The organism is Sphaerisporangium aureirubrum, assembly GCF_042658925.1.
Lineage (GTDB): Bacteria > Actinomycetota > Actinomycetes > Streptosporangiales > Streptosporangiaceae > Sphaerisporangium > Sphaerisporangium aureirubrum.
This window is the reverse complement of the sequence record NZ_JBHSRF010000046.1, coordinates 36,002-56,307: the sequence shown is the minus strand read 5'-3', so window position 1 is coordinate 56,307 and position 20,306 is coordinate 36,002. Positions and strand designations below refer to the sequence as shown.

Annotated in this window: 18 protein-coding genes; 6 read left to right on the top strand and 12 right to left on the bottom strand. The window is 72.9% G+C overall.

The features are described from left to right. Positions 1 to 75: 75 nt before the first annotated feature. On the bottom strand, positions 76 to 774 hold the full coding sequence (locus ACFP1K_RS26100) for a DUF4097 family beta strand repeat-containing protein (protein WP_380757950.1): 699 nt from the start codon (positions 772 to 774) through the stop codon (positions 76 to 78). A gap of 172 nt (positions 775 to 946) precedes the next feature. Here ACFP1K_RS26100 and aceB point away from each other — a divergent pair, with 172 nt between their 5' ends. Genes aceB through ACFP1K_RS26075 form a run of 5 tightly spaced genes read left to right on the top strand, consistent with a single transcriptional unit; the run spans position 947 to position 7,309 of the window. Continuing rightward, complete coding sequence (gene aceB, locus ACFP1K_RS26095; RefSeq protein WP_380757948.1) at positions 947 to 2,536, top strand: malate synthase A; 1,590 nt, start codon at positions 947 to 949, stop codon at positions 2,534 to 2,536. Then, positions 2,533 to 3,996 carry an FAD-linked oxidase C-terminal domain-containing protein gene (locus tag ACFP1K_RS26090; protein WP_380757946.1) on the top strand — a complete coding sequence of 488 codons (1,464 nt, stop codon included), beginning with the start codon at positions 2,533 to 2,535 and terminating at the stop codon, positions 3,994 to 3,996. The genes aceB and ACFP1K_RS26090 overlap by 4 nt, the downstream gene beginning before the upstream one ends. A gap of 49 nt (positions 3,997 to 4,045) precedes the next feature. Further along, positions 4,046 to 5,269 carry an FAD-binding oxidoreductase gene (locus ACFP1K_RS26085; protein WP_380757944.1) on the top strand — a complete coding sequence of 408 codons (1,224 nt, stop codon included), beginning with the start codon at positions 4,046 to 4,048 and terminating at the stop codon, positions 5,267 to 5,269. Between the two features lie 4 nt (positions 5,270 to 5,273). Continuing rightward, the gene (locus ACFP1K_RS26080) at positions 5,274 to 6,542 is read left to right on the top strand and encodes a (Fe-S)-binding protein (RefSeq protein WP_380757941.1); all 1,269 of its coding nucleotides are present in this window, start codon (positions 5,274 to 5,276) and stop codon (positions 6,540 to 6,542) included. Further along, entirely contained in the window at positions 6,539 to 7,309 is a 771-nt protein-coding gene (locus ACFP1K_RS26075; RefSeq protein WP_380757939.1) for an IclR family transcriptional regulator, read from the top strand. The genes ACFP1K_RS26080 and ACFP1K_RS26075 overlap by 4 nt, the downstream gene beginning before the upstream one ends. Here ACFP1K_RS26075 and ACFP1K_RS26070 read toward each other — a convergent pair. The 11 genes from ACFP1K_RS26070 to miaB form a co-directional block, all read right to left on the bottom strand. Continuing rightward, the gene (locus tag ACFP1K_RS26070; protein ID WP_380757937.1) at positions 7,306 to 8,088 is read right to left on the bottom strand and encodes a VOC family protein; all 783 of its coding nucleotides are present in this window, start codon (positions 8,086 to 8,088) and stop codon (positions 7,306 to 7,308) included. The genes ACFP1K_RS26075 and ACFP1K_RS26070 overlap by 4 nt on opposite strands. Positions 8,089 to 8,163: 75 nt before the next feature. Then, the gene (locus ACFP1K_RS26065) at positions 8,164 to 9,114 is read right to left on the bottom strand and encodes an SPFH domain-containing protein (protein WP_380757935.1); all 951 of its coding nucleotides are present in this window, start codon (positions 9,112 to 9,114) and stop codon (positions 8,164 to 8,166) included. A gap of 50 nt (positions 9,115 to 9,164) precedes the next feature. After that, positions 9,165 to 9,908, bottom strand: coding sequence for an HNH endonuclease family protein (locus ACFP1K_RS26060; protein WP_380757932.1), 744 nt, complete (start codon positions 9,906 to 9,908; stop codon positions 9,165 to 9,167). 165 nt (positions 9,909 to 10,073) lie between these two features. Next, entirely contained in the window at positions 10,074 to 10,436 is a 363-nt protein-coding gene (locus tag ACFP1K_RS26055; RefSeq protein WP_380757930.1) for a phosphomannose isomerase type II C-terminal cupin domain, read from the bottom strand. A gap of 103 nt (positions 10,437 to 10,539) precedes the next feature. Further along, positions 10,540 to 12,828 carry a tetratricopeptide repeat protein gene (locus ACFP1K_RS26050; protein WP_380757928.1) on the bottom strand — a complete coding sequence of 763 codons (2,289 nt, stop codon included), beginning with the start codon at positions 12,826 to 12,828 and terminating at the stop codon, positions 10,540 to 10,542. 186 nt (positions 12,829 to 13,014) lie between these two features. After that, a complete protein-coding gene (gene dapF, locus ACFP1K_RS26045) occupies positions 13,015 to 13,851 on the bottom strand; it encodes a diaminopimelate epimerase (RefSeq protein WP_380757925.1) in 837 nt (278 codons plus the stop codon). A gap of 52 nt (positions 13,852 to 13,903) precedes the next feature. Next, entirely contained in the window at positions 13,904 to 14,821 is a 918-nt protein-coding gene (miaA, locus tag ACFP1K_RS26040; RefSeq protein ID WP_380757923.1) for a tRNA (adenosine(37)-N6)-dimethylallyltransferase MiaA, read from the bottom strand. Then, complete coding sequence (locus tag ACFP1K_RS26035) at positions 14,821 to 15,348, bottom strand: methylated-DNA--[protein]-cysteine S-methyltransferase (protein WP_380757921.1); 528 nt, start codon at positions 15,346 to 15,348, stop codon at positions 14,821 to 14,823. The genes miaA and ACFP1K_RS26035 overlap by 1 nt, the downstream gene beginning before the upstream one ends. A gap of 75 nt (positions 15,349 to 15,423) precedes the next feature. Beyond that, a complete protein-coding gene (locus ACFP1K_RS26030; protein ID WP_380757919.1) occupies positions 15,424 to 16,080 on the bottom strand; it encodes a hypothetical protein in 657 nt (218 codons plus the stop codon). A 155-nt stretch (positions 16,081 to 16,235) separates the two neighbouring features. Then, complete coding sequence (locus tag ACFP1K_RS26025; RefSeq protein ID WP_380757916.1) at positions 16,236 to 17,366, bottom strand: CAP domain-containing protein; 1,131 nt, start codon at positions 17,364 to 17,366, stop codon at positions 16,236 to 16,238. Between the two features lie 442 nt (positions 17,367 to 17,808). Next, positions 17,809 to 19,299, bottom strand: a complete 1,491-nt coding sequence (gene miaB, locus ACFP1K_RS26020) for a tRNA (N6-isopentenyl adenosine(37)-C2)-methylthiotransferase MiaB (RefSeq protein ID WP_380757914.1) — start codon at positions 19,297 to 19,299, stop codon at positions 17,809 to 17,811. 169 nt (positions 19,300 to 19,468) lie between these two features. On the opposite strand from miaB, the gene ACFP1K_RS26015 reads away from it, so the two are divergent. Then, positions 19,469 to 20,224, top strand: coding sequence for an amino acid ABC transporter ATP-binding protein (locus ACFP1K_RS26015; protein ID WP_380757912.1), 756 nt, complete (start codon positions 19,469 to 19,471; stop codon positions 20,222 to 20,224). Positions 20,225 to 20,306 lie beyond the last annotated feature (82 nt).

The window sequence follows — 20,306 nt, the reverse complement described above, 5'->3', positions numbered from 1 at the left end:
CTTCCCCGATGGTGCCACGCGGGCCCGACGGTTTCACCTACTTATCACCGGGGTTTCCGCTCGTGCCCTCCCGGGTCAGGCCTTGAGCACCTTGGCGTCGCCCGAGCCGGTCTTCACGACGATGCGGTGCGGGGAGACGTCGTCGGTGGAGACGTCGACCGTCCGGTCGCCGGATCCGGTGTTCGCCGTCACCTGGTAGCTGCCGGAGGGCACCCGGACGACGCCGGTGCCGGAGCCGGTGCTCACCTGGACGTCGTCCGGCACCCCGGCGAAGCGCAGCTCGACGTCGCCCGAGCCGGTCTCGGCGATCGCCCGCTTGCCCGCCAGCTGGTTGGCGTCGATCTCCCCGGAGCCGGTGAACGCGTCGAGGTCGCCCCCGATGGCGCGCAGGGTGATGTCGCCGGAGCCGGTCTTGACCCTGACCCTCATCCCCTCGGGGACCTCCACGCGGTAGTCCACCCCGCAGGCCCAGTCGTCGCCCTTGCACTCGTAGGAGAGCCGCAGCGTGCCGCCGTCGACGGGGTGCGCGGCGGCGGGCCGGTCGCCCTTCCAGTGCAGCGTCTCGGTCACCCGGACCCCGGTGCGGGAGCTCCCGACGACCACGATGGCGCCGGACCCCGCCTCCACGTCGAGCGCGGTCACCGAGCCGGTCACGTCGTATCCCTTGGTCTCACTCTTGGTGGGCGAGGCGATGGTGCTCAGCCCGCAGCCGCTCAGCAGGATTCCGGCGCAGAGCACCGCTCCGGCGGCGATCACCGGTGTCGTCTTGGTCATGCTGTGAGAATGCCGTCCCGCATGGCCGCGCTCCATCGGGGAAGGCCCCGAGACAGACCCTGGCCCGACCCTCACCGGAGTCCGCGTTGACCCCTGAGACAGCCATGAAGTAGCGTCGATTCCGCGATTCAGAACAGATTTTCCATATCATGGAAACCCAGAAGGGAAGCCCATGGACGGCGTCGACATCAAGGGCCCCATGCTCGACCGTTTCGACCAGATCCTCACGCCGGAGGCCCTGGACTTCGTCACCGCCCTGCAAAGGGAGTTCGACGGCCGCCGCCGCGAGCTGCTGGACGTCCGCCAGGCCCGCCAGGCCGGCCTGTCCGCGGGCGGCACGCTGGACTTCCCCGCCGAGACCAGGGAGATCCGTGAGGACGGCTCGTGGCGGGTCGCAGCCCCGGCACCCGGCCTCGAGGACCGGCGAGTCGAGATCACCGGCCCGGTCGACCGCAAGATGACCGTCAACGCGCTCAACTCCGGCGCCAAGGTCTGGCTCGCCGACTTCGAGGACGCCAACTCCCCGCTGTGGGAGAACGTGATCAACGGCCAGCTCAACCTGCGCGACGCCCTGGACCGCACCATCGACTTCGACGCGGGCGGCAAGCGGTACGCGCTGCGCCCCGACGACGAGCTGGCCACCGTGGTGGTCCGCCCGCGCGGCTGGCACCTCACCGAGAAGCACGTGGTGGTGGACGGCGAGCCGTTCTCCGCGTCGCTGTTCGACTTCGGCCTGTACTTCTTCCACTGCGCCGCCCGGCAGATCGCCAAGGGCCGCGGGCCGTACTACTACCTGCCCAAGATGGAGTCCTACCTCGAGGCGCGGCTCTGGAACGACGTGTTCACCCGGGCGCAGGAGCTGCTCGGCGTGCCGCACGGCACCATCAGGGCCACCGTGCTGATCGAGACCTATCCGGCCGCGTTCGAGATGGACGAGATCCTCTACGAGCTGCGCGACCACTCGGCCGGCCTGAACGCCGGCCGGTGGGACTACCTGTTCAGCGTGATCAAGAAGTTCCGCACCCGGGGCCGGGAGTTCCTGCTGCCCGAGCGCAACGCGGTCACCATGACGGCCCCGTTCATGCGCGCCTACACCGAGCTCCTGGTGCGCACCTGCCACCGGCGCGGCGCGCACGCGATCGGGGGCATGGCGGCGTTCATCCCCTCCCGCCGCGACCCCGAGGTCAACAAGGTGGCGCTGGAGAAGGTCCGCGCCGACAAGACCCGCGAGTCCGGCGACGGCTTCGACGGCTCCTGGGTGGCCCACCCCGACCTGGTGCCGGTCTGCCGCGAGGTGTTCGACTCCGTGCTCGGCGACCGGCCGAACCAGCTGGACCGGCTGCGTGAGGACGTCTCGGTGAGCCCCGCCGACCTGCTGGCGGTGTCCAAGACCCCCGGCGAGATCACCGAGGCGGGGCTGCGCAACAACGTGGACGTGGCGCTGCGCTACCTGGCGGCGTGGATGGGCGGCACCGGCGCCGCGGCCATCCACAACCTCATGGAGGACGCCGCGACCGCCGAGATCTCCCGCTCGCAGATCTGGCAGTGGATCCACAACGACATCCGGCTCGCCGACACCGGGAAGGTGGTCACCCGGGAGCTGGTGGAACAGGTGATCGCCGAGGAGCTCGCCGGGATGCGCGAGGAGCCCGGCTTCGACGCCGGGCGCCTGGAGCAGGCCGCCGAGCTGTTCAAGGAGGTCGCGCTGGACGACGACTTCGCCGAGTTCCTGACCCTGCCCGCCTACGCCCGCATGCCATGACCGCCGCGCCGTCCCCGATCGCCGGGCTGACGGCCCGGCTCCTCGGCCTGTTCGGGCCCGGGTCGGTGATCACCGACCCGGTGCGGCTGCGCACCTACGAGTGCGACGGGCTGACCTACCACCGCGCGACGCCCGCCGTGGTGGTGCTGCCGGAGACGGCCGAGCAGGTGGCGGCGGTGGTCCGGGAGTGCGACGCGGCGGGCACGCCGTTCGTGGCCCGCGGCGCGGGCACCGGCCTGTCCGGCGGCGTGCTGCCGCGCACCGACGGCGTGCTGATCGTGATGTCGCGGATGCGGCGGATCCTGGAGGTCGACGTCCCGAACCGCCGCGCGGTCGTGGAGCCGGGGGTGACCAACCTCGCGATCACCGAGGCGGCGCGGCCGTACGGCTACTACTACGCGCCCGACCCCTCCAGCCAGCAGGTCTGCTCGATCGGCGGCAACGTCGCGGAAAACTCCGGCGGGGCGCACTGCCTGAAGTACGGCTTCACGGTGAACCACGTGCTGGCGGTGGAGCTGGTCACCCCGCAGGGCGAGATCGTGACGCTGGACGCCGCCGATCCCGGGTACGACCTGCTCGGCGCGTTCATCGGCTCGGAGGGCACGCTCGGCATCGCCACCAAGATCACGGTACGGCTGACCCGCGCGCCGGAGACGGTGACCACGCTGCTCGCCGCGTTCCCCGACGTGGAGTCCGGCGGCACGGCCGTGTCCGAGATCATCGCCGCGGGCATCGTGCCCGCCGCCATCGAGATGATGGACGCGCTCGCCATCGAGGCGGCCGAGGCGGCGGTGCGCTGCGACTACCCGGCGGGCGCCGGGGCGGTGCTGATCGTCGAGCTGGACGGCCCGTCGGCCGAGGTGGCGCACCAGTTCGCCCGCGTCCAGGACCTGTGCCGCCGCAGCGGCGCGTTCGAGCTGCGGGTGGCCGACGACCCCGCCGAGCGGGCGGCGATCTGGAAGGGGCGGCGGTCGGCGTTCGCGGCCGTGGGGCGGATCAGCCCCGCCTACCTCGTGCAGGACGGCGTGGTGCCGCGCACCGCGCTGCCCCGGGTGCTCGCGGGCATCGAGGAGCTGTCGGAGCGGTTCGGCATCCGGGTGGCGAACGTGTTCCACGCCGGGGACGGCAACCTGCATCCGCTGGTGCTGTTCGACGACGCCGAGGAAGGGGCGGGCGAGCGGGCCGAGCGGGTCTCCGGGGAGATCCTCGGGCTGTGCGTCGCGAACGGAGGGTCCATCACGGGCGAGCACGGCGTGGGGGTGGACAAGGCTAAGCACATGCCCGCGATGTTCACACCGGAGGACCTGGACACCATGCAGCTGGTGCGCTGCGCCTTCGATCCCCGCAACCTGTCCAACCCCGGCAAGATCTTCCCCACCCCGCGCCTGTGCGGGGAGGCCCCGGGCGTCCGCAAGGGCGTCCATCCCCTGGTCGCCTCCGGAGAGGCGGATCTGTTCTGATGCCTTCCCTCGCTCCCCCCTCCCCGGCCCACGGCGCGCGGGGCCGGACGTGAACGCCGCGGCGGCGCTGGCCGCGACCGGGGCGGCCGTGCGGGACGCCGGGCCGGACGACGCGGTCGCCGGGGTGGTGCCGCGCTGGGTCGCCTCTCCCGCGTCCACCGAGGAGGTCTCGGCGGTGCTGCGGGCCGCCGCCCGGCAGGGGCTCGCCGTGGTTCCCGCCGGCGGCGCCACGAAGCTCGGCTGGGGCGGCCCGCCGGAGCGCTGCGGGCTGCTGCTGGACACCCGCCGCCTGGACCGCGTCGTGGAACACGTGGCCGGGGACCTGGTCGTCCGGGTGGAGGCCGGCCTGCGGGCCGACACGCTCGGGCGGGTCCTGGCGGCGAGCGGGCAGGAGCTCGCGCTGGACGTGCCGCCCGGCCCGGCCACCGTCGGCGGCGTGCTCGCCGCCGGGGCCGCCGGGCCGCGGCGCCTGCGGTACGGCACCGGGCGCGACCTGCTCATCGGGATCACGGTGGTGCTGGCCGACGGCACCGTCGCCAGGTCCGGCGGCAAGGTCGTCAAGAACGTCGCGGGCTACGACCTCGGCAAGCTGTTCGCCGGTTCCCTCGGCACCCTCGGCGTGATCACCGAGGCCACCTTCCGGCTGCACCCGCTGCCCGCCGCCCGCGCCTGGGTCACCGCGACCGTGCCCGACCCCCGCCGCCTGGCCGCCGCCGAGGCCGTGGCCGGGTCGCAGCTCGACCCGAGCGCCGTCGAGATCGACGTGCCGGGCCTCGACGGCCCCGCGACGGTGGCCGTGCTCATCGAGGGCGTCGCGGCCGAGGAGCGCGCCAAGGCCGCGGGCGACCTTCTCGGCGCCGGCACCCCGCCCGCCGTGTCCCCGCCCCCCTGGTGGGGCCTGCCGCCCGCCGGGGAGTACCTCATGGAGCTGAGGGTGCCGCCCGCGGCGCTGGGGACGGCCCTCGGCGTGGTGGCCGCGGCCGCCGGGCCGCTGCCCGTCCGGGCGCGCGGCTCGGCCGCGACGGCCGTCCTCGGGCTCACGCTGCCCGCGGACACGCCCGCGGCGGCGGCGGGCGCGTTCGTGTCCGAGGTGCGTGACGCGCTGGCCGGGTACGGCGGGAGACTGGTGGTGCGGACCACCCCCGTGGAGACGCCCGAGCCGTTCGCCCGGTGGGGACCGGTGGCGGCGGCCGGGCTGATGCGGCGGGTCAAGGAGCGGTTCGACCCCGAGGGGCGGATGGCTCCGGGGCGGATGCCGGGAAAGGCCGGGTGACACCATGGACCCTGAGCTGATCGACGACTGCGTGCACTGCGGCTTCTGCCTGCCCGCCTGCCCGACCTACTCCCTGTGGGGCGAGGAGATGGACTCGCCGCGCGGGCGGATCCACCTGATGAAGCAGCACGTCGAGGGCACGCCGCTGACGGAGGAGATGGCGGGGCACTTCGACGCGTGCCTCGGATGCATGGCCTGCGTGCCCGCGTGCCCCTCCGGGGTGCGCTACGACCGGCTGATCGAGTCGGCCAGGGCCGAGGTGGAGCGGGTACGGCGCAGGCCGTTCGCCGACCGGGCGTTCCGCGCGCTGGTGTTCGGGCTGTTCCCCTACCCCCGCCGGTTGCGGGCGCTGCGGCTGCCCCTGAGGGCGGGCCAGGGGCTCCTGGCGCGGGCCCGTCCCGTGCTGGAGCGGGTGGACCCGCGGCTGGCGGCCATGGCGGAGCTGGCGCCCCCGGTGGCCCGCCGGGTGCGGCTGCCCGAGCGGGTGGCGGCGCGGGGGCGGCGCCGGGCGACGGTCGGGGTGCTCACCGGGTGCGTGCAGGGCGAGTTCTTCCCCGAGGTGAACGCCGCCACCGTCCGGGTGCTGGCCCTGGAGGGCTGCGACGTGGTGATCCCGCCCGCGCAGGGCTGCTGCGGCGCGCTGTCGGTGCACTCGGGGCGGCCGGAGGAGGCGGCGCGGTTCGCGCGGCGCACCATCGAGACGTTCGAACGGGCCGGGGTCGGCACCGTGGTGGTGAACGCGGCCGGGTGCGGGTCCAGCACCAAGGAGTACGCCGAGCTGCTCGCCGGCGACCCGGCCTGGGTGGAGCGGGCGCGGGCCCTGCGGTTCGCCGACCTCGCCGAATACCTGGCCGAGCTCGGACCGGCCGCCGAGCGCCACCCGCTGCCCCTCACCGTGGCCTACCACGACGCGTGCCACCTGGCCCACGCCCAGGGCGTGCGGGCCGAGCCGAGGGCGCTGCTCGCCGCCGTGCCCGGCCTGGTGCTCAGGGAGATCCCCGAGGGGTCGATGTGCTGCGGGTCGGCGGGGACCTACAACCTGTTCCAGCCGGAGGCCGCCAGGGAGCTCGGCGACCGCAAGGCCGAGCGGGTGCGCGAGGTGGGCGCCGAGCTGCTGGTGTCGGCCAACCCCGGCTGCACCATGCAGATCGCGGCGGCCGTGCGGCGCGGGGGCGGGGACATCCGGGTCGCCCACACCGCCGAGGTGCTGGACGCCTCCCTGCGGGGCCTCGCGCCCGGCGTGCTCGGCGCGTCCCGGGGCGGGGGCCGATGAGCGGGCCGGACGGCCGTGCGCGGGGCGGCGCGACGGTGCAGAGCGTGGACCGGGCGCTGGACGTGCTGGAGGCGCTCGCCGACCGGGGCGGGTCGGCGGGGCTGTCGGAGATCGCGGCGCGGACCGGGCTGCCGTACGGGACCATCCACCGGCTGCTGAGGGCTCTGCTGGCCCGGGGGTATGTGCGGCAGGAGTCGGACCGCCGGTACGCCCTCGGCGGGGCCCTGGTGCGGCTCGGCGGGGTGGCCGAGCGGATGGTCGGCGTGTGGGCGCAGCCGTACCTGGAGAAGATGGTGACGCTGTCCGGCGAGACGGCCAACCTGGCCGTGCTGGAGGGCGACTTCGTGGTGTACGTCGCGCAGGCGGCCTCGCCGCGCCGGCTGCGGATGTTCGCCGAGGTGGGGCGGCGGGTGCTGCCGCACAGCACGGCGGTGGGCAAGGTGCTGCTGGCGGACCGGCCGGACGCGGCGGCCGTCCTGGCGCGCACCGGCCTGCCGCGCCGCACCGGGCGCACCGTCACCTCGGTGGACACGCTGCTCGCCGAGCTGGAGCTGGTCCGGGACCGGGGCTACGCCGTGGATCTGGGCGAGGAGGAACTCGGCGTGCACTGCCTGGCCGTCCCGGTGCGGGACGGGAACCGGGTCGTGGCCGCGATGTCCATCTCGGGACCGGCCGAGCGCATCGAGTCGCTGGACAGGGCGGCCCTGGCCGAAGGCATGCGGGAGATCGCCAGGGACTTCGGCACCGAGGTCGGCCCGGGACGCTAGATCACGTGGCAGGCGCCGTGCTCGCAGAGGCAGAAGATCGCGCCCGCCGGGTCGGCGACCACGGCGACCCTGCCGTGCGGCATGTCGTAGGCGCCGATCAGCACCCTGCCGCCCGCGCGCCGGATCCGCGCCTCGGCCTCCCCGCAGTCGTGCACGGTCAGGTAGTTCTTCCAGTGCGGCGGCAGGCGCGCCGAGTCCTCCGACATGCGCAGCCGCCCGGCCACCGGCGTCCGGGCCACGCTCCACAACACGTAGTCGAAGTCGATCCCGTCGCCGATCTGCTCCGGTTCGTAGCCGAACAGCGCGGTGTAGAAGACGTCGGCCACGGTGGCGCTGCGGGCGTGCAGCTCGTTCCAGCACAAGGCGCCGTAATCCTTGTACTGGATGGGGCCGGTGTCCCTGCCCTTCTCGTAGAGGCCGAAGCACGCGCCCTCGCGGTCCACGGCCAGGGCGAGCCGCCCGAGTTCCGGCACGTCGGACGGCAGGACGACCAGCTCGCCGTTGTTGGCCTGGACCCGCACGGCCGAGGCGTCGACCTGGGAGGTGGCGAGGTAGACGTTCCACCTCGCCGGCGCCTTCTCCAGGCCGACGGCCGGCGGCAGCAGGCCCGCGACCGGCGCGCCGTCGAGGAGGCACACCGTGTAGTTCCAGACCTTCGGGCCGAGACCGTGGTAGGTCCAGCCGAAGATCTCGGTGTAGAAGCGAGCGGCGGTCTCCGGGTCGGGAGTGGTGAGCTCAGGCCAGCACGGCGCGCCGTCGGGGTAGTGGGTGCGCAGCATCCGGAGACCCCCTCAAGCGTGGACGGCCAATCAACTCATGGTTTCACCAGCCCCGCGGTGTGCCTCGGGCGGGGTTCAGCGCTGCTGGGGCGTGATGTTGATGGAGCCGTTCTGCGGGACCGGTACCACCTGCACGCGGCCGTCCTGGATGGCCTTCCAGAGGATGGCGCCCTGCGGGCCGAGCACCTTCACCAGCTCCTTGATCGACTCCAGCTCGGTCTGCACCTTGGTGTTGATCTGCTGCTGGGCGAGGTTCTGCTGCTTGGCGGCCTGCTCCGCGGCGAGCGCGTCGATCAGGCTTTGCGGCGGCTCGGGCTTCTGGATGGTCAGCACCACGTCGCCGCAGTCGCCGCTGCCCGCGTAGTTGGGCTGGCAGAAGTAGTCGGCCCCGGCCGCGTCCCTGATGAACTGCCGGGCGAGCTGGCCGACCCGCTGCTCCCACTGCTGCTTGGCGTTCGGGTCGTTGAACAGCTTCTTCCACTCGAACTCCTGGGACGCGGCGTCCATGGCGCGGTCCAGGGGCTGCTTGAAGTAGAAGTTGAGCATGCGGCGCCAGCCGTCGGAGGTGCGCTCGCCCTGGAAGTAGGCGCCGTACTTCAGGCCGATCTTCTCGTGGAACTGGCGCAGGACCGCGCAGTTGGTGTTCAGGGTGAACGTCGCCGAGCCCGCCACCTGAAGCTCCACGTTGTCCTTGGACACGATGCTTATCGGCTTGGACTCCGCGTCCTCGGAACCGGAGAAGTCGAACGTGCGCTGGCCGAACGGGTAGGAGTACGAGGTGTCGCCGGGGCCGAGGAACGTGGCACCGCTGGACGGGGTGATGCACTTGGTGAACTTGATCGGCTCGAACGGCCCGCCCGCGTAGTGCAGCAGTACCTCGTCCGGCGCCGTGCTCACCTTGGTGCAGCCGCTCGCCACGAAACCGAGCACCACGATCGCGATGACGGCGAGCAGCACGCCCCGCAGGAGCAGCCGCCTACGTCCCCCGCCGCCGGCCTGCCCGTCCGCTGTCTTCCGTGCGTTCATCGCCGTCCGCCTTTACTCGTCCTTTACGGTCGGCCGATCTTAAGGCACGGTCAGGCGCACTGCGCGAGCATTGTCTCCTTGTCCGCCGAGGTGACGGCGAGTTCGTACTTCAGCGCGACCTGGGCGAAGCGCAGGACGTACGCGCAGCGGATCCCCCGGTTCGGCGGCAGCCACGTGGCCGGTCCCGAGTCGCCCTTGGAGGAGTTGGTCGAGCCGTCCACCGGCATGAGGTTCAGCGGGTCGTTGGCGATCTGCATGCGCTTGGACCTGCTCCACCGGGAGGCGCCCATCTGCCAGTCGTAGGACAGCGGCATGACGTGGTCGATCTGGACCTCGGCCGCGTCCTCCTTGCGCCATTCGATGGTCGTGCCGGTGTAGGGGTCGTGCAGCGTCATCGACACCAGCACGCAGTCCGAGCCCGACCGGTACTTCAGCTCTTTGCCGTCCCGGGCCAGCACGTCGTTGCGGGTGTCGCACCCGTTGCGGCCGAACGGGATGCCGTCCACGCTGTCGGCCCACGCGTACCCGAACTCGTCGCGGTCGTAGCCGGTCTTGGGGCCCCGCCCCTTGGTGTCGAGCTTCTCGATCACCTTGGCCGCCGCCGAGCGGTCCTTGTCCGACTTGACGGCCCCGAGGCCGGGGTCCGTGCCGTCCGGGTTGTCCAGGGGGCTGACCCCGGTGCTCCCGGAGCTCTTCGCGCCGCCGTCCCCGCCGCCGTCTCCTCCTCCGCCGCCGCCACTGGTGGCGTCGATGGGCGCGCACCCCACCAGCAGCACCGCCACCAACCCGGCCACGACCGCCCGTGTCCCACGCCGACCCACTGCCCACCCCCAGGTAAAGGACCCGTAATACCTAGGTATAGCAGTTACCCCCCGGCGCCCCCTTTACCGCCAAATTTCGTGACTTCCAGGTGAAAACGGTCCGCCACCGGATGGTGACGGACCGTTTCATCGAATGGGTCAGGCTCTGCCGTAGGCGTCGTCGAGGCGCTCGATGTCGTCCTCGTCGAAATGGCCGAAGGCCACCTCGAGGATGCGGGCGGCGGGGCCGGAGGAGGCCAGGCGGTGGGTCTGGCCCGCGTGGATCAGCACCCGGTCCCCGACGGAGGGCTCGACACGCTCACCGTCGATCTCGAACACCAGACCCGGGTCCAGCGCCACCCACAGCTCGTCACGGTGCTTGTGACGCTGCAGGCTGAGCCGCTGACCCGCCGCCACCTCGATGATCTTGACGGTGGACGTCTCGTTGTGGGTGAACCGCTCGAAGGCCCCCCACGGACGCTCGTCCCGCACCACCGCGCCGAGCCGGTCGATCTCCAGCACTACAGCCCTCCACTCACCTGCGACAAAGAGAATGCCTACTCTCCCATAAACCGGTTAATAACCCGAGAACCTCATGAAAGCAGTAGGTATCCGACCTACGCGGTCAGAGGCCGTACTCCTTGATGATGCGCTCGTGACGCTCCACCTCGATGCCCGCGCTGCGGGCGAGGTCGAGCCAGGCCATGGGGTGCACCCAGCGCTCGGTGGCGTCGTCCAGGACGGCGTCGAGCTCGCCCGAGTCGACGCCGGGCGGCACGGCGATCCAGCCGTAGACGCCCTGGAGGCGCTCCCCCGAGGTGGGGTGGGTGACGGTGTAGTTCTCGTCGCTGTAGACCCACATGGGCCAGCCGCGCTCGGCCAGCACCTCGTTGAACTCGGTCCAGTCGTGCTCGTCGGGGGCGGCGCCGTCGAAGAACCAGCTGGTGTACCCGCCGGGACGCAGCATGGAGACCCCGGAGAAGGGGATGACGAAGCTCTCCTGCTCCTGGGGGTCGTCCGGCACCGGCTCCAGCGGGCGGGGGTCGATGACGATGACGTCGCCCGCGTTGTAGTCCATGCCGCGGGGCTGCGGGATCAGTAGCCGGGCGGTGGCGGGGCCGGTGCGGACCGACAGGACCTCGCGGCGGCTGCCGTCGGAGACGGGGAGCACCACCCGTACCAGGTGCCACTCCTCCTCGATGGGGCCCTCGGTGCTCTCGATCTCCATGCCGAGCTTCTCCGCGCCGGTGCGCACCAGGGCCCAGTCCTCGGCGGCGGTCGCCATGACGATCATGCGCCAGACGTCCTCCTCCTCGGAGGCCCCGGACTCGACGACCTCGCGGAGCACGGCCGCGCCGCCGGCGTTGTCGCCGAGCTGCTGCGCCGCACCGGCGAGCAGGCGGCGCGCCTCCAGCGCGACACCGCCCTCCGCGCCGGCCTTCAGCGACTCGCCGGCCGCGTCGCGCGCCTGCTCCCAGCGCTCGCGGGCGCGGTGCAGACGGCCGAGGGCGAGATGGCGGGCCGGGTCGGGCAGCATGGCGGCGAACCGCTCCACCCGGTCGTCCTGCTCGGCCTCGATGAGCACACCGGTGAGGTAGCCGACGTCGTCGGGGTCGGCGGTCGCGGGGTCGGCGTCGTCCACGATCTGCTTCCACAGCAGGTCCGCGCCGAGCGGGGCGTACCCGAGGAAGCCGAGGGTGGTGGCGTGGCGCCGGGTGGCCTCGAGGTCGGTGCCCGACAGCGGCCACAACCAGCCCACCCACCGCTCGGGGTCGGCGTTGTGACCGTCGGCGGCGTCGAAGTAGGCCACCAGCTCGTCCTGCGGGCCCGGGGCGGGCAGCGGCGTGACGGCGTCGGCGGCGGCCCGCAGCTCGGCCACGCGCTCGGCGACGCCGTCGGCCACCCGCAGGTCGCCCGTCCAGGTCTCGGCGAGGTCGGCCAGCGCGCGAGCCTGCCACACGCTCTTGCGGCCGACGGCGAGGTGGCCGCCGATGAGGGCGAGCTCGACCCGGCCGCGGTGCACGCCCATGGCCTCGTAGTAGCCCATCCACTGGCGCATGACCCGGCCGAGCTGCCAGGTGTTGGCGATCACCTGGTCCAGCAGGCGGACCGCACCGGCCCACTCGACCCAGTCGCGGGGGTGGTCGCCGATGACGTCGAGGTCGGGCAGCGCCTCGAGCGCCGGGGTGGGGCGCCCGGCGGTGGCGAGCACCAGCGCGCGCAGCACGCCCTCGCGGTGGGGCTTGGCCACCGGGTCGTCGGCGGGGAAATCTTTGGCGGAGTCGAGCTCGGTGAGCGCCTCCTCGGTGCGGCCGACGGCGAGCAGCGCGCGCACGCCCATGGCGGCGAGCTCCCAGCTCACCTGGCCGTCCGCGGCGCGGCGCCCGGCCACGGCGGACTCGTAGTACGCGATGGCCTGCTGCTGCTCCCCGGCGTCCAGCAGCGCGGAGACGTACTGCACGGCGAGCCCGCAGAAGGCCGCCGAGCCGTGCGCCATGTCGTCCAGGGCCGCGCCGAGGGCGGCCAGGCGGTCCGCGGCGTACCCGGGGCCGTCGGTGTTGGCCTGGGTGACGGCGAGCGCCTCGATCGCGGCGGGCGCCGACGGGCACTCCTTGACGTCCGCGCGGCGGGAGAACTCGATCAGGGCGTCGGCGTCGCCGATGGCCACGGCGCCCTGGTGGCGGTCGCCGACCCGGCTGAGCAGGTGCCAGTAGCGGGCGAAGTATTCGAGCCATGGCAGTTCCAGCGACTCGGCCTGCTGGGCCACCGCCGGTGCCATCACGTCGAGCTGGGCATAACGGCCCTCGAAGACCTGTGCGGGCAGGTCACCCAGCGCGATGGCCAGACCGGTGTTACCGGCTTCGTGCAATTGCCGCTGGGTGTCCGCCACCCATGCCCAGATGTCAACGTCCATGGCAGGCCAGTCTGCCAGTTCAGGGGGCGTGCCCCAAACATGCGGGCGGTGCGCTGGGGATACCGATGACCGCGTGCGGCCAGAAGCACGAGAAGTCACGGAAGTTGTCCACAGCGCCGCGACGGCGGAGCACCACGGCGCGTCCGGTTTGCGGGGGCCGGGCGGGGACGCCGTGCCGCGCCCGCGTCAGGTGAGGGTCGCGGCGGGGTAGTCGCCGGAGGCGACCAGGACGGCGGGGCCGGTGAGGTGGCTGGTGTCGTCGGCCAGAGTGACGGTGAGCAGGCCGCCGAGGACCTCGACGGTCCAGACGCCCGTGGTCTCGCCCGCCGCGTGCGCCGCGGCGACCGCGGAGGCCACCGCGCCCGTGCCGCAGGAACGGGTCTCGCCGCAACCGCGCTCGTGCACGCGCATGACGACCCGCCGGTCCCCCACCGAGTTGATCATCTCGACGTTGACGCCCGTCGGGAACACCGCGGGGTCGAAGCCCGGCTGGGGTCCGAGGTCGAACCGGGCCACCGGCTCACCGGTCACGCAGGCCACGTGCGGGTTCCCCATGTCGACGACCAGCCCCGGGTAGCGGGTGCCCGCGACGGTCGCCCAGCTCTCGCCCACGACACGCGGACGGCCCATGCCGACGGTCACCCTGCCGTCGGGCTCCATGCGCACCCGGCGCACCCCCGCCCGGGTGACCACGTCGAACTCCCCGGGGTCGGCCAGCCCGGCCTCGACCAGGTACCGCGCGAAGACCCGCAACCCGTTGCCGCACATCTCGACCGCGCCGCCGTCGGCGTTGCGGTAGTCCATGAACCACTCGGCGTCCCCGGTGTACCCGCCACGGGCCCGGATCTCGGTGGCCTCGGCGCTCAGCTTGGCGGGCACCACGTGCAGTACGCCGTCCGCACCGATCCCGGCCCGCCGGTCGCACAGCGCCGCGACCAGCGTCGCGGGGAGGTCCAGCGCGCCGTCCGGATCAGGCAGGATGACGAAGTCGTTCTCAGTGCCGTGCCCCTTGACGAACCGCATGTCACAACATCCTACGCCCGCCCCCCGCGGACCGTCCCGCCCCGGAGCGGGCCTAGGACCGCACCAGCCGGACGGCCCGCTCGACGAGGCCGGGGTCGTCATAAGGCAACCAGTGCACGCGGGGGTCGCGGCGGAACCACGACTCCTGGCGGCGGGCGAAGCGGCGGGTCGCCCTGATGGTCTCGTCGACGGCCTGGTCCTCGGTCCACTCGCCGGCCAGGAAGCGGAGCACCTGGGCGTAGCCGAGGGCGCGGCCCGCCGTGCGGCCGTCGGCCAGGCCCCGGGCGGCCAGGGCGCGGACCTCGCCGGGGAAGCCCGCCTCCCACATGCGGTGGACCCGCAGGGCGATGCGCTCGTCCAGCAGGGGCCTCGGGACCTGGAGGCCGATCTGGACGGAGGGGTAGACCGCGTCGTAGGACGGCATCGTCGCCGAGAAGGGGCGGCCGGACAGCTCGATCACCTCCAGGGCCCGCACGACGCGGCGGCCGTTGCTCGGCAGCACCGCCTCGGCCGCGACGGGGTCGAGCTCCTTGAGCCGCTGGTGCAGCGCCCCCGAGCCGAGCTCCGCCAGCTCGGTCTCCAGGCGGGCCCGGATCAGCGGGTCGGTCCCGGGGAACTCCAGGTCGTCCAGCGTGGCCCGCACGTACAGCCCGGAGCCGCCGACCAGCACGGGCACCGTGCCCGCGGCCAGCATGCGGTCGATGAGGGGGCGCGCCATCCGCTGGTATTCGGCCACGCTCGCCGTCTCGGTGACGTCCCAGACGTCGAGCAGGTGGTGCGGCACCCCCCGGCGCTCGGCCGGGGTCAGCTTGGCGGTGCCGATGTCCATCCCCCGGTAGAGCTGCATGGAGTCGGCGTTGATCGCCTCTCCCCCGAGCCGCAGCGCCAGCTCCACCGCCAGGTCGGACTTCCCCGCCGCCGTGGGCCCGACCACGGCCACGACCGGGGACCCGGCCGCCCCGGGGGCCATCACAGGTCCCAGTCGAGGGCCGGCTGGAGGTAGCCCTCCAGGGTGAGGAGCCAGCGTTTGTCCTCCACGCCCTCGCCGCCGCTGAAGCCGCCGAGGCCGTTGCCGGCGACGACGCGGTGGCACGGCACGATGACGGGGATGGGGTTGCTGCCCATCACCGAGCCGATGGCGCGGGCGGGGACCTTGGCGCCGCTGCTCTCGGCCAGGGCGCCGTACGTGGTCACCCGGCCGTACCCGACGGTGCCGGTCAGGGTGCCGAGGACCTTCCGCTGGAGGGGGGACATCAGGCGCCAGTCGACGGGCACGGTGAACGCCCGCAGCTCCCCGGCGAAGTATCGGGCCAGCTCCTCGCGGACCGGCGCCGTCCGCGCCGGGGCGTCGGCCTCGGGGAGGCCGAGGCGGCTCAGCATGCGGTGGCGCACGTCGTCGCCGTCCTGGAACACGGTCGCCACCACGCCGTCCGGGGTGACGGCCGCGAGGAACTCGCCGAGCGGCGTCGGCACGCTGCCGAACGCGACGTCCGTCATCGGTTCCCGCCCCTTCGTCCCGGTACCGCGTCACCTCTCACGGTAGCGGTCCCCGCCGACACCTCCGGCCCGCGATCAGGCGTCCCCGCGGCTCCAGGAGACCACCCGGTAGCCGACCCCGTAGGGCGCCTCGTCGTACAGCGGCTCGCCGTGGAAGGCCCCGGTGTCCCCCGCGGCCCCCGCGAGGACCTGGAACGCCGCCCGGCCCCCCACCCAGAGCTCGCCCGCCTCCGCCGGGTCCAGCGCGGCCAGCGCGGCGGTGTCCGCCGCGGCGAGGGCCCGCGCCAGGGCCGCGTCGTACTCCTCGGCGCCGGGGTGGAGGTAGCCGGGGGACTTCACGGTCAGCCTGGCCGACCCGTCCCCCATGACCAGCAGCGCCACCCTGGGCGCGCGTCCCGCGAGCTCGGCCCCGAGCGCCAGGCACTCGCGCGGCGCGGCGTCCCCCGCCACGATCTGGTACGCCGACGGCCGCGTCCCGGCACGGTCCAGCAGCCACCCGCCCACCGTCGCCGACAGCGGCAGCACCGGCTTCCCGGCGCCGACCCGCACGTCGGCGCCCCACGGGGCCAGCGTCCCCGCGGCCTCCCCCGGGTACGCCGCGGTCGCCGCTCCCCCGCCCACGACGACGAGCACGTCCGCCCGCGCCGCGGCCAGCCGCCGGATCGCCAGCCCGCAGCCGTCCCGCAGCCCGTCCAGCTCCGGCGCCGCCTCTCCGGCGAGCTCGGGAGCCATCAGCGGAGGATTCGGGCACACTGCGGCGGCGACGAGCACAAGATCAGGCTAGCCGGTGTGAGGGACACGGGCCGCCACGGGACGCACGGGTGAGACGGGACCGGCCGGGGCGTCCACGAGAGGACACCCCGGCCGGGAAGGACGAAACGGATGGGTCAGTCGCCGCCGAAGTCCTGGGTCCACCAGGGACCGCCGGACCCGAAGTGGACGCCCACGCCGATGGCCTTGAGCTTGCAGTTCATGATGTTGGCGCGGTGGCCGGGGCTGTTGAGCCAGGCCTTGACGACCGCCTCGGGGGAAGCCTGGCCCCGGGCGATGTTCTCGGCGAACATCGACGACTTGTAACCGGCGGCCTTGATGCGGTCCCAGGGGGAGCGGCCGTCGGCGGAGGTGTGGTCGAAGTAGCTCTTGGCGGCCATGTCGTCGGAGTGGCCCCGGGCGGCGGCGCGGAGCTTCTCGTCGATGCGCAGCGGGCCGCAGCCCTGGTCGGCGCGGGCCTCGTTGGTCAGGCGCGCGACCTCGTTCTCGGCGGTGACCAGCGTGCCGCCACCCTGGGGAGCCGGGGTGGGCTTCTTGGTGGGGGTCGCGGTCGGCTTCTTGCGCGGCTTCGGCTTGGGCTTCGGCGTGGGAGTGGCCGAGGGCTTGGCCGTCGGCTTCGGGGTGGCGGCCGGGCCGGGGATCTCCACCTTGCCGATGCCCTTGAAGGCGTTGGGCTGCTGCGGCAGGGGCTCGACGTAGCCGGCGTTGCCGTCGGGTCCCACACCCGAGCCGCCCCCGGTGGGGGCCTGCGCGTCCTCGCCCTGCTTGTTCTTGGCGCTGTCGCCGTCCCGGACGGGGGCGTCGGGCTGCGCGTCCTGCCCGCCGCCTGAACCACCCGAGCCGCCGGAACCGGCCGCGCCCGCGCCGGCGTCGCCGGCCGCGGGGTCCGCGGCGGCGGGGGCCTCACCGAGCGTCGCGTCGTCGGGGTCGGTCTCCGCGTCGGCCGGGGCCGCGTCCTCCGCGTCCTGGCCGGCGACCTGCTTGCCGGTGGAGGAGGCGGGGGCGGCGGTGCCGGGACCGCCGGTGAGGGCGATAACACCTCCGGCGGTGACGGCGGCGGCCACCACGGCGGCCGCGGCGCTGATCACCAGGGTGCGGCGGCGGCCCGAGGAGCGCGCGGCGGCCGAGCGGGCGACACGGGACGGCCGCGGCTCGGACGACAGGTATTCGGTGGCGAAGGAAGGTGATTCAGGGAGGGGGCTGGACTCGTCATAGCGGCCCGGCGACGGTCGGTCGTGCCGATCCATGTAGTTGACTCCTGCGGGCGTATCGGGAGGAAAGCGCTCCGGCTTCCGCGAGTGGACGTCACACTAGCCCCAAACGTCGCATTACCGCACCTCAATCACGGAAGAATCACGACTTGTCATCTGTTGGACCGATCTCATAACGGTCCAATGACCCCAGGGCACACACCACCCACACCGATGCGGCGAGCCTACCCAGGCGAGCACCGTCGAGTGTCCGAAATGCCGTATCTAACGGGAAAAGGGGAGATCGGAGCGGAGCGGCACCCGTCATCCCGAGATGCCCCGGAACGACGAGCCGGCCCCCCGGAAGGAGGGGACAGGTGCGGCGGAAAATTGCTCCGGAAGACGAGCCCGCCCCAGGGGCGGGACCGGCATCCCAGGTGCACTGAGACGAGGCGGCCCCGGGGAAGACCGAGACGAGCCGGCCCTGGGAAAAAGTGGATCAGGAGCGGCGCAGGACCGGCATCCCGAGCGACACAGGGCCCGGCTTGCCGCTCTCGGACGGCACCCCGCAGGCGGCGGCGTCCGCCGCCTCCCAGGCGTCCCCCGCCCGGGTGCGCCGGATCGCCAGCGCGGGCCCGTCGGCCACCAGGTGGTGCGGCGCCGCGTAGGTCACCTGGACCGTCACCATGTCCCCGGGCCGGGGCGCGGCCGCGGAACCGCCGGCGAGCTCGGGCACGAAGTGGACGAGACGGTTGTCGGGCGCACGCCCGGACATGCGGTGGGTGGCCTCGTCCTTGCGGCCCTCCCCCTCGGCGACCAGGACCTCCAGCGTGCGGCCCACCTGGGCGCGGTTCTCCGCCCAGGAGATGTCGTTCTGCAGCGCGACGAGCCGCTCGTACCGCTCCTGGACGACCGCCTTCGGCACCTGCCCGTCCATGGTCGCGGCCGGCGTGCCGGGCCGGATGGAGTACTGGAAGGTGAAGGCGTTGGCGAACCGGGACCGCCGGACCACCTCCAGGGTGTCCTGGAAGTCCTCCTCGGTCTCGCCGGGGAAACCCACGATGACGTCGGTGGAGATGGCGGCGTCCGGCATGGCCGCGCGCACCCGCTCGATGATGCCGAGGTAGCGCTCGGCGCGGTACGACCGCCGCATGGCCTTCAGCACGCGGTCCGAACCGGACTGCAGCGGCATGTGCAGCTGGTGCATGACGTTCGGCGTGGCGGCCATCGCCTCGATGACGTCGTCGGTGAACGCCGCGGGGTGCGGCGAGGTGAACCGGACCCGCTCCAGCCCCTCGACGCCGCCGCAGGCGCGCAGCAGCTTGCCGAACGCGAGCCGGTCGCCGAACTCGACGCCGTAGGTGTTGACGTTCTGCCCGAGCAGCGTGATCTCCAGCACCCCGAGCTCCACCAGCGAGCGGACCTCCGCGAGGACGTCCCCGGGACGGCGGTCCTTCTCCTTGCCGCGCAGCGCGGGGACGATGCAGAACGTGCAGGTGTTGTTGCACCCCACCGAGACCGACACCCACGCCGCGTACGCCGACTCGCGCTTGGTCGGCAGGGTGCTCGGGAAGACGTCGAGCGACTCCTTGATCTCGACCTGTGCCTCCTGGGCGATGCGCGCCCGCTCCAGCAGCACAGGCAGGGACCCGATGTTGTGGGTGCCGAAGACCACGTCCACCCAGGGGGCGCGCCGGACGATCTCGCCCTGGTCCTTCTGCGCCAGGCAGCCGCCCACGGCGATCTGCATGCCGGGGTTGCTCATCTTGGCCGGGCGCAGGTGGCCGAGGTTGCCGTACAACCTGTTGTCGGCGTTCTCGCGGACGGCACAGGTGTTGAACACGACCACATCGGCGGTCTCGCCGGTGCCCGCCCTGACGTATCCGGCGTCCTCCAGCAGGCCCGAGAGCCGCTCGGAGTCGTGGACGTTCATCTGGCACCCGTACGTGCGGACCTCGTACGTCCGGGAGCGCTCCTCGGTGACAGTCATCTCAAGAACCAAGGGTAGGCGCTCCGCGGCGCCGGGAACGCCTCGCGGCCCGGCTCCTCCTCTTTTCTCCGCCTGCGTACGACCACTATCCGACCCCGTGACCAGGCCGTGATGCGATCGGTACCGCGCGGTTAGTGACCGGCGGCCTTGACGACCTACGTTGTCCACCATGACGGACAACGGGGACGCGACTCCTCTAGTCAGAGTCGAGAACGTCAACAAACATTTCGGCTCGCTTCACGTGCTCAGGAACATCAACCTCACGGTGTCCCGGGGCGAGGTCGTGGTGGTCATCGGCCCGTCGGGGGGCGGCAAGTCGACGCTGTGCCGGGCGGTGAACCGCCTGGAGACCATCGACTCCGGCACGATCATCTTCGACGGCGCGCCCCTGCCCGCCGAGGGCAAGGCCCTGGCCAGGCTGCGGTCGGACGTCGGCATGGTGTTCCAGTCGTTCAACCTGTTCGCCCACAAGACCATTCTTGAGAACGTCACCCTCGGGCCGATCAAGGTGCGTGGAATGTCCCGCGCCGCGGCCGAGAAGAGGGGCATGGAGCTGCTCGAACGGGTCGGCATCGACAGCCAGGCGGGCAAGTACCCCGCGCAGCTCTCGGGCGGCCAGCAGCAGCGCACCGCCATCGCGCGGGCGCTGGCCATGGACCCTAAGATGATCCTTTTCGACGAACCCACCTCGGCGCTGGACCCGGAGATGGTTCAGGAGGTGCTGGACGTCATGGTCGGCCTGGCCCGGGAGGGCATGACGATGGTCGTCGTCACCCACGAGATGGGATTCGCGCGCCGCGCCGCCCACCGCGTGGTGTTCATGTCGGAGGGCCAGATCGTGGAGGAGAACACCCCTGACGAGTTCTTCACCAACGCCCGCACCGACCGCGCCAAGGACTTCCTGTCCAAGATCCTCACGCACTGACCATGCCACGACGCTCACGCCCGGTCTCGCCACGCCGAGGCCCGACGCGCCATCCCGCCTGCGCGGAAACGGAAACCGACCG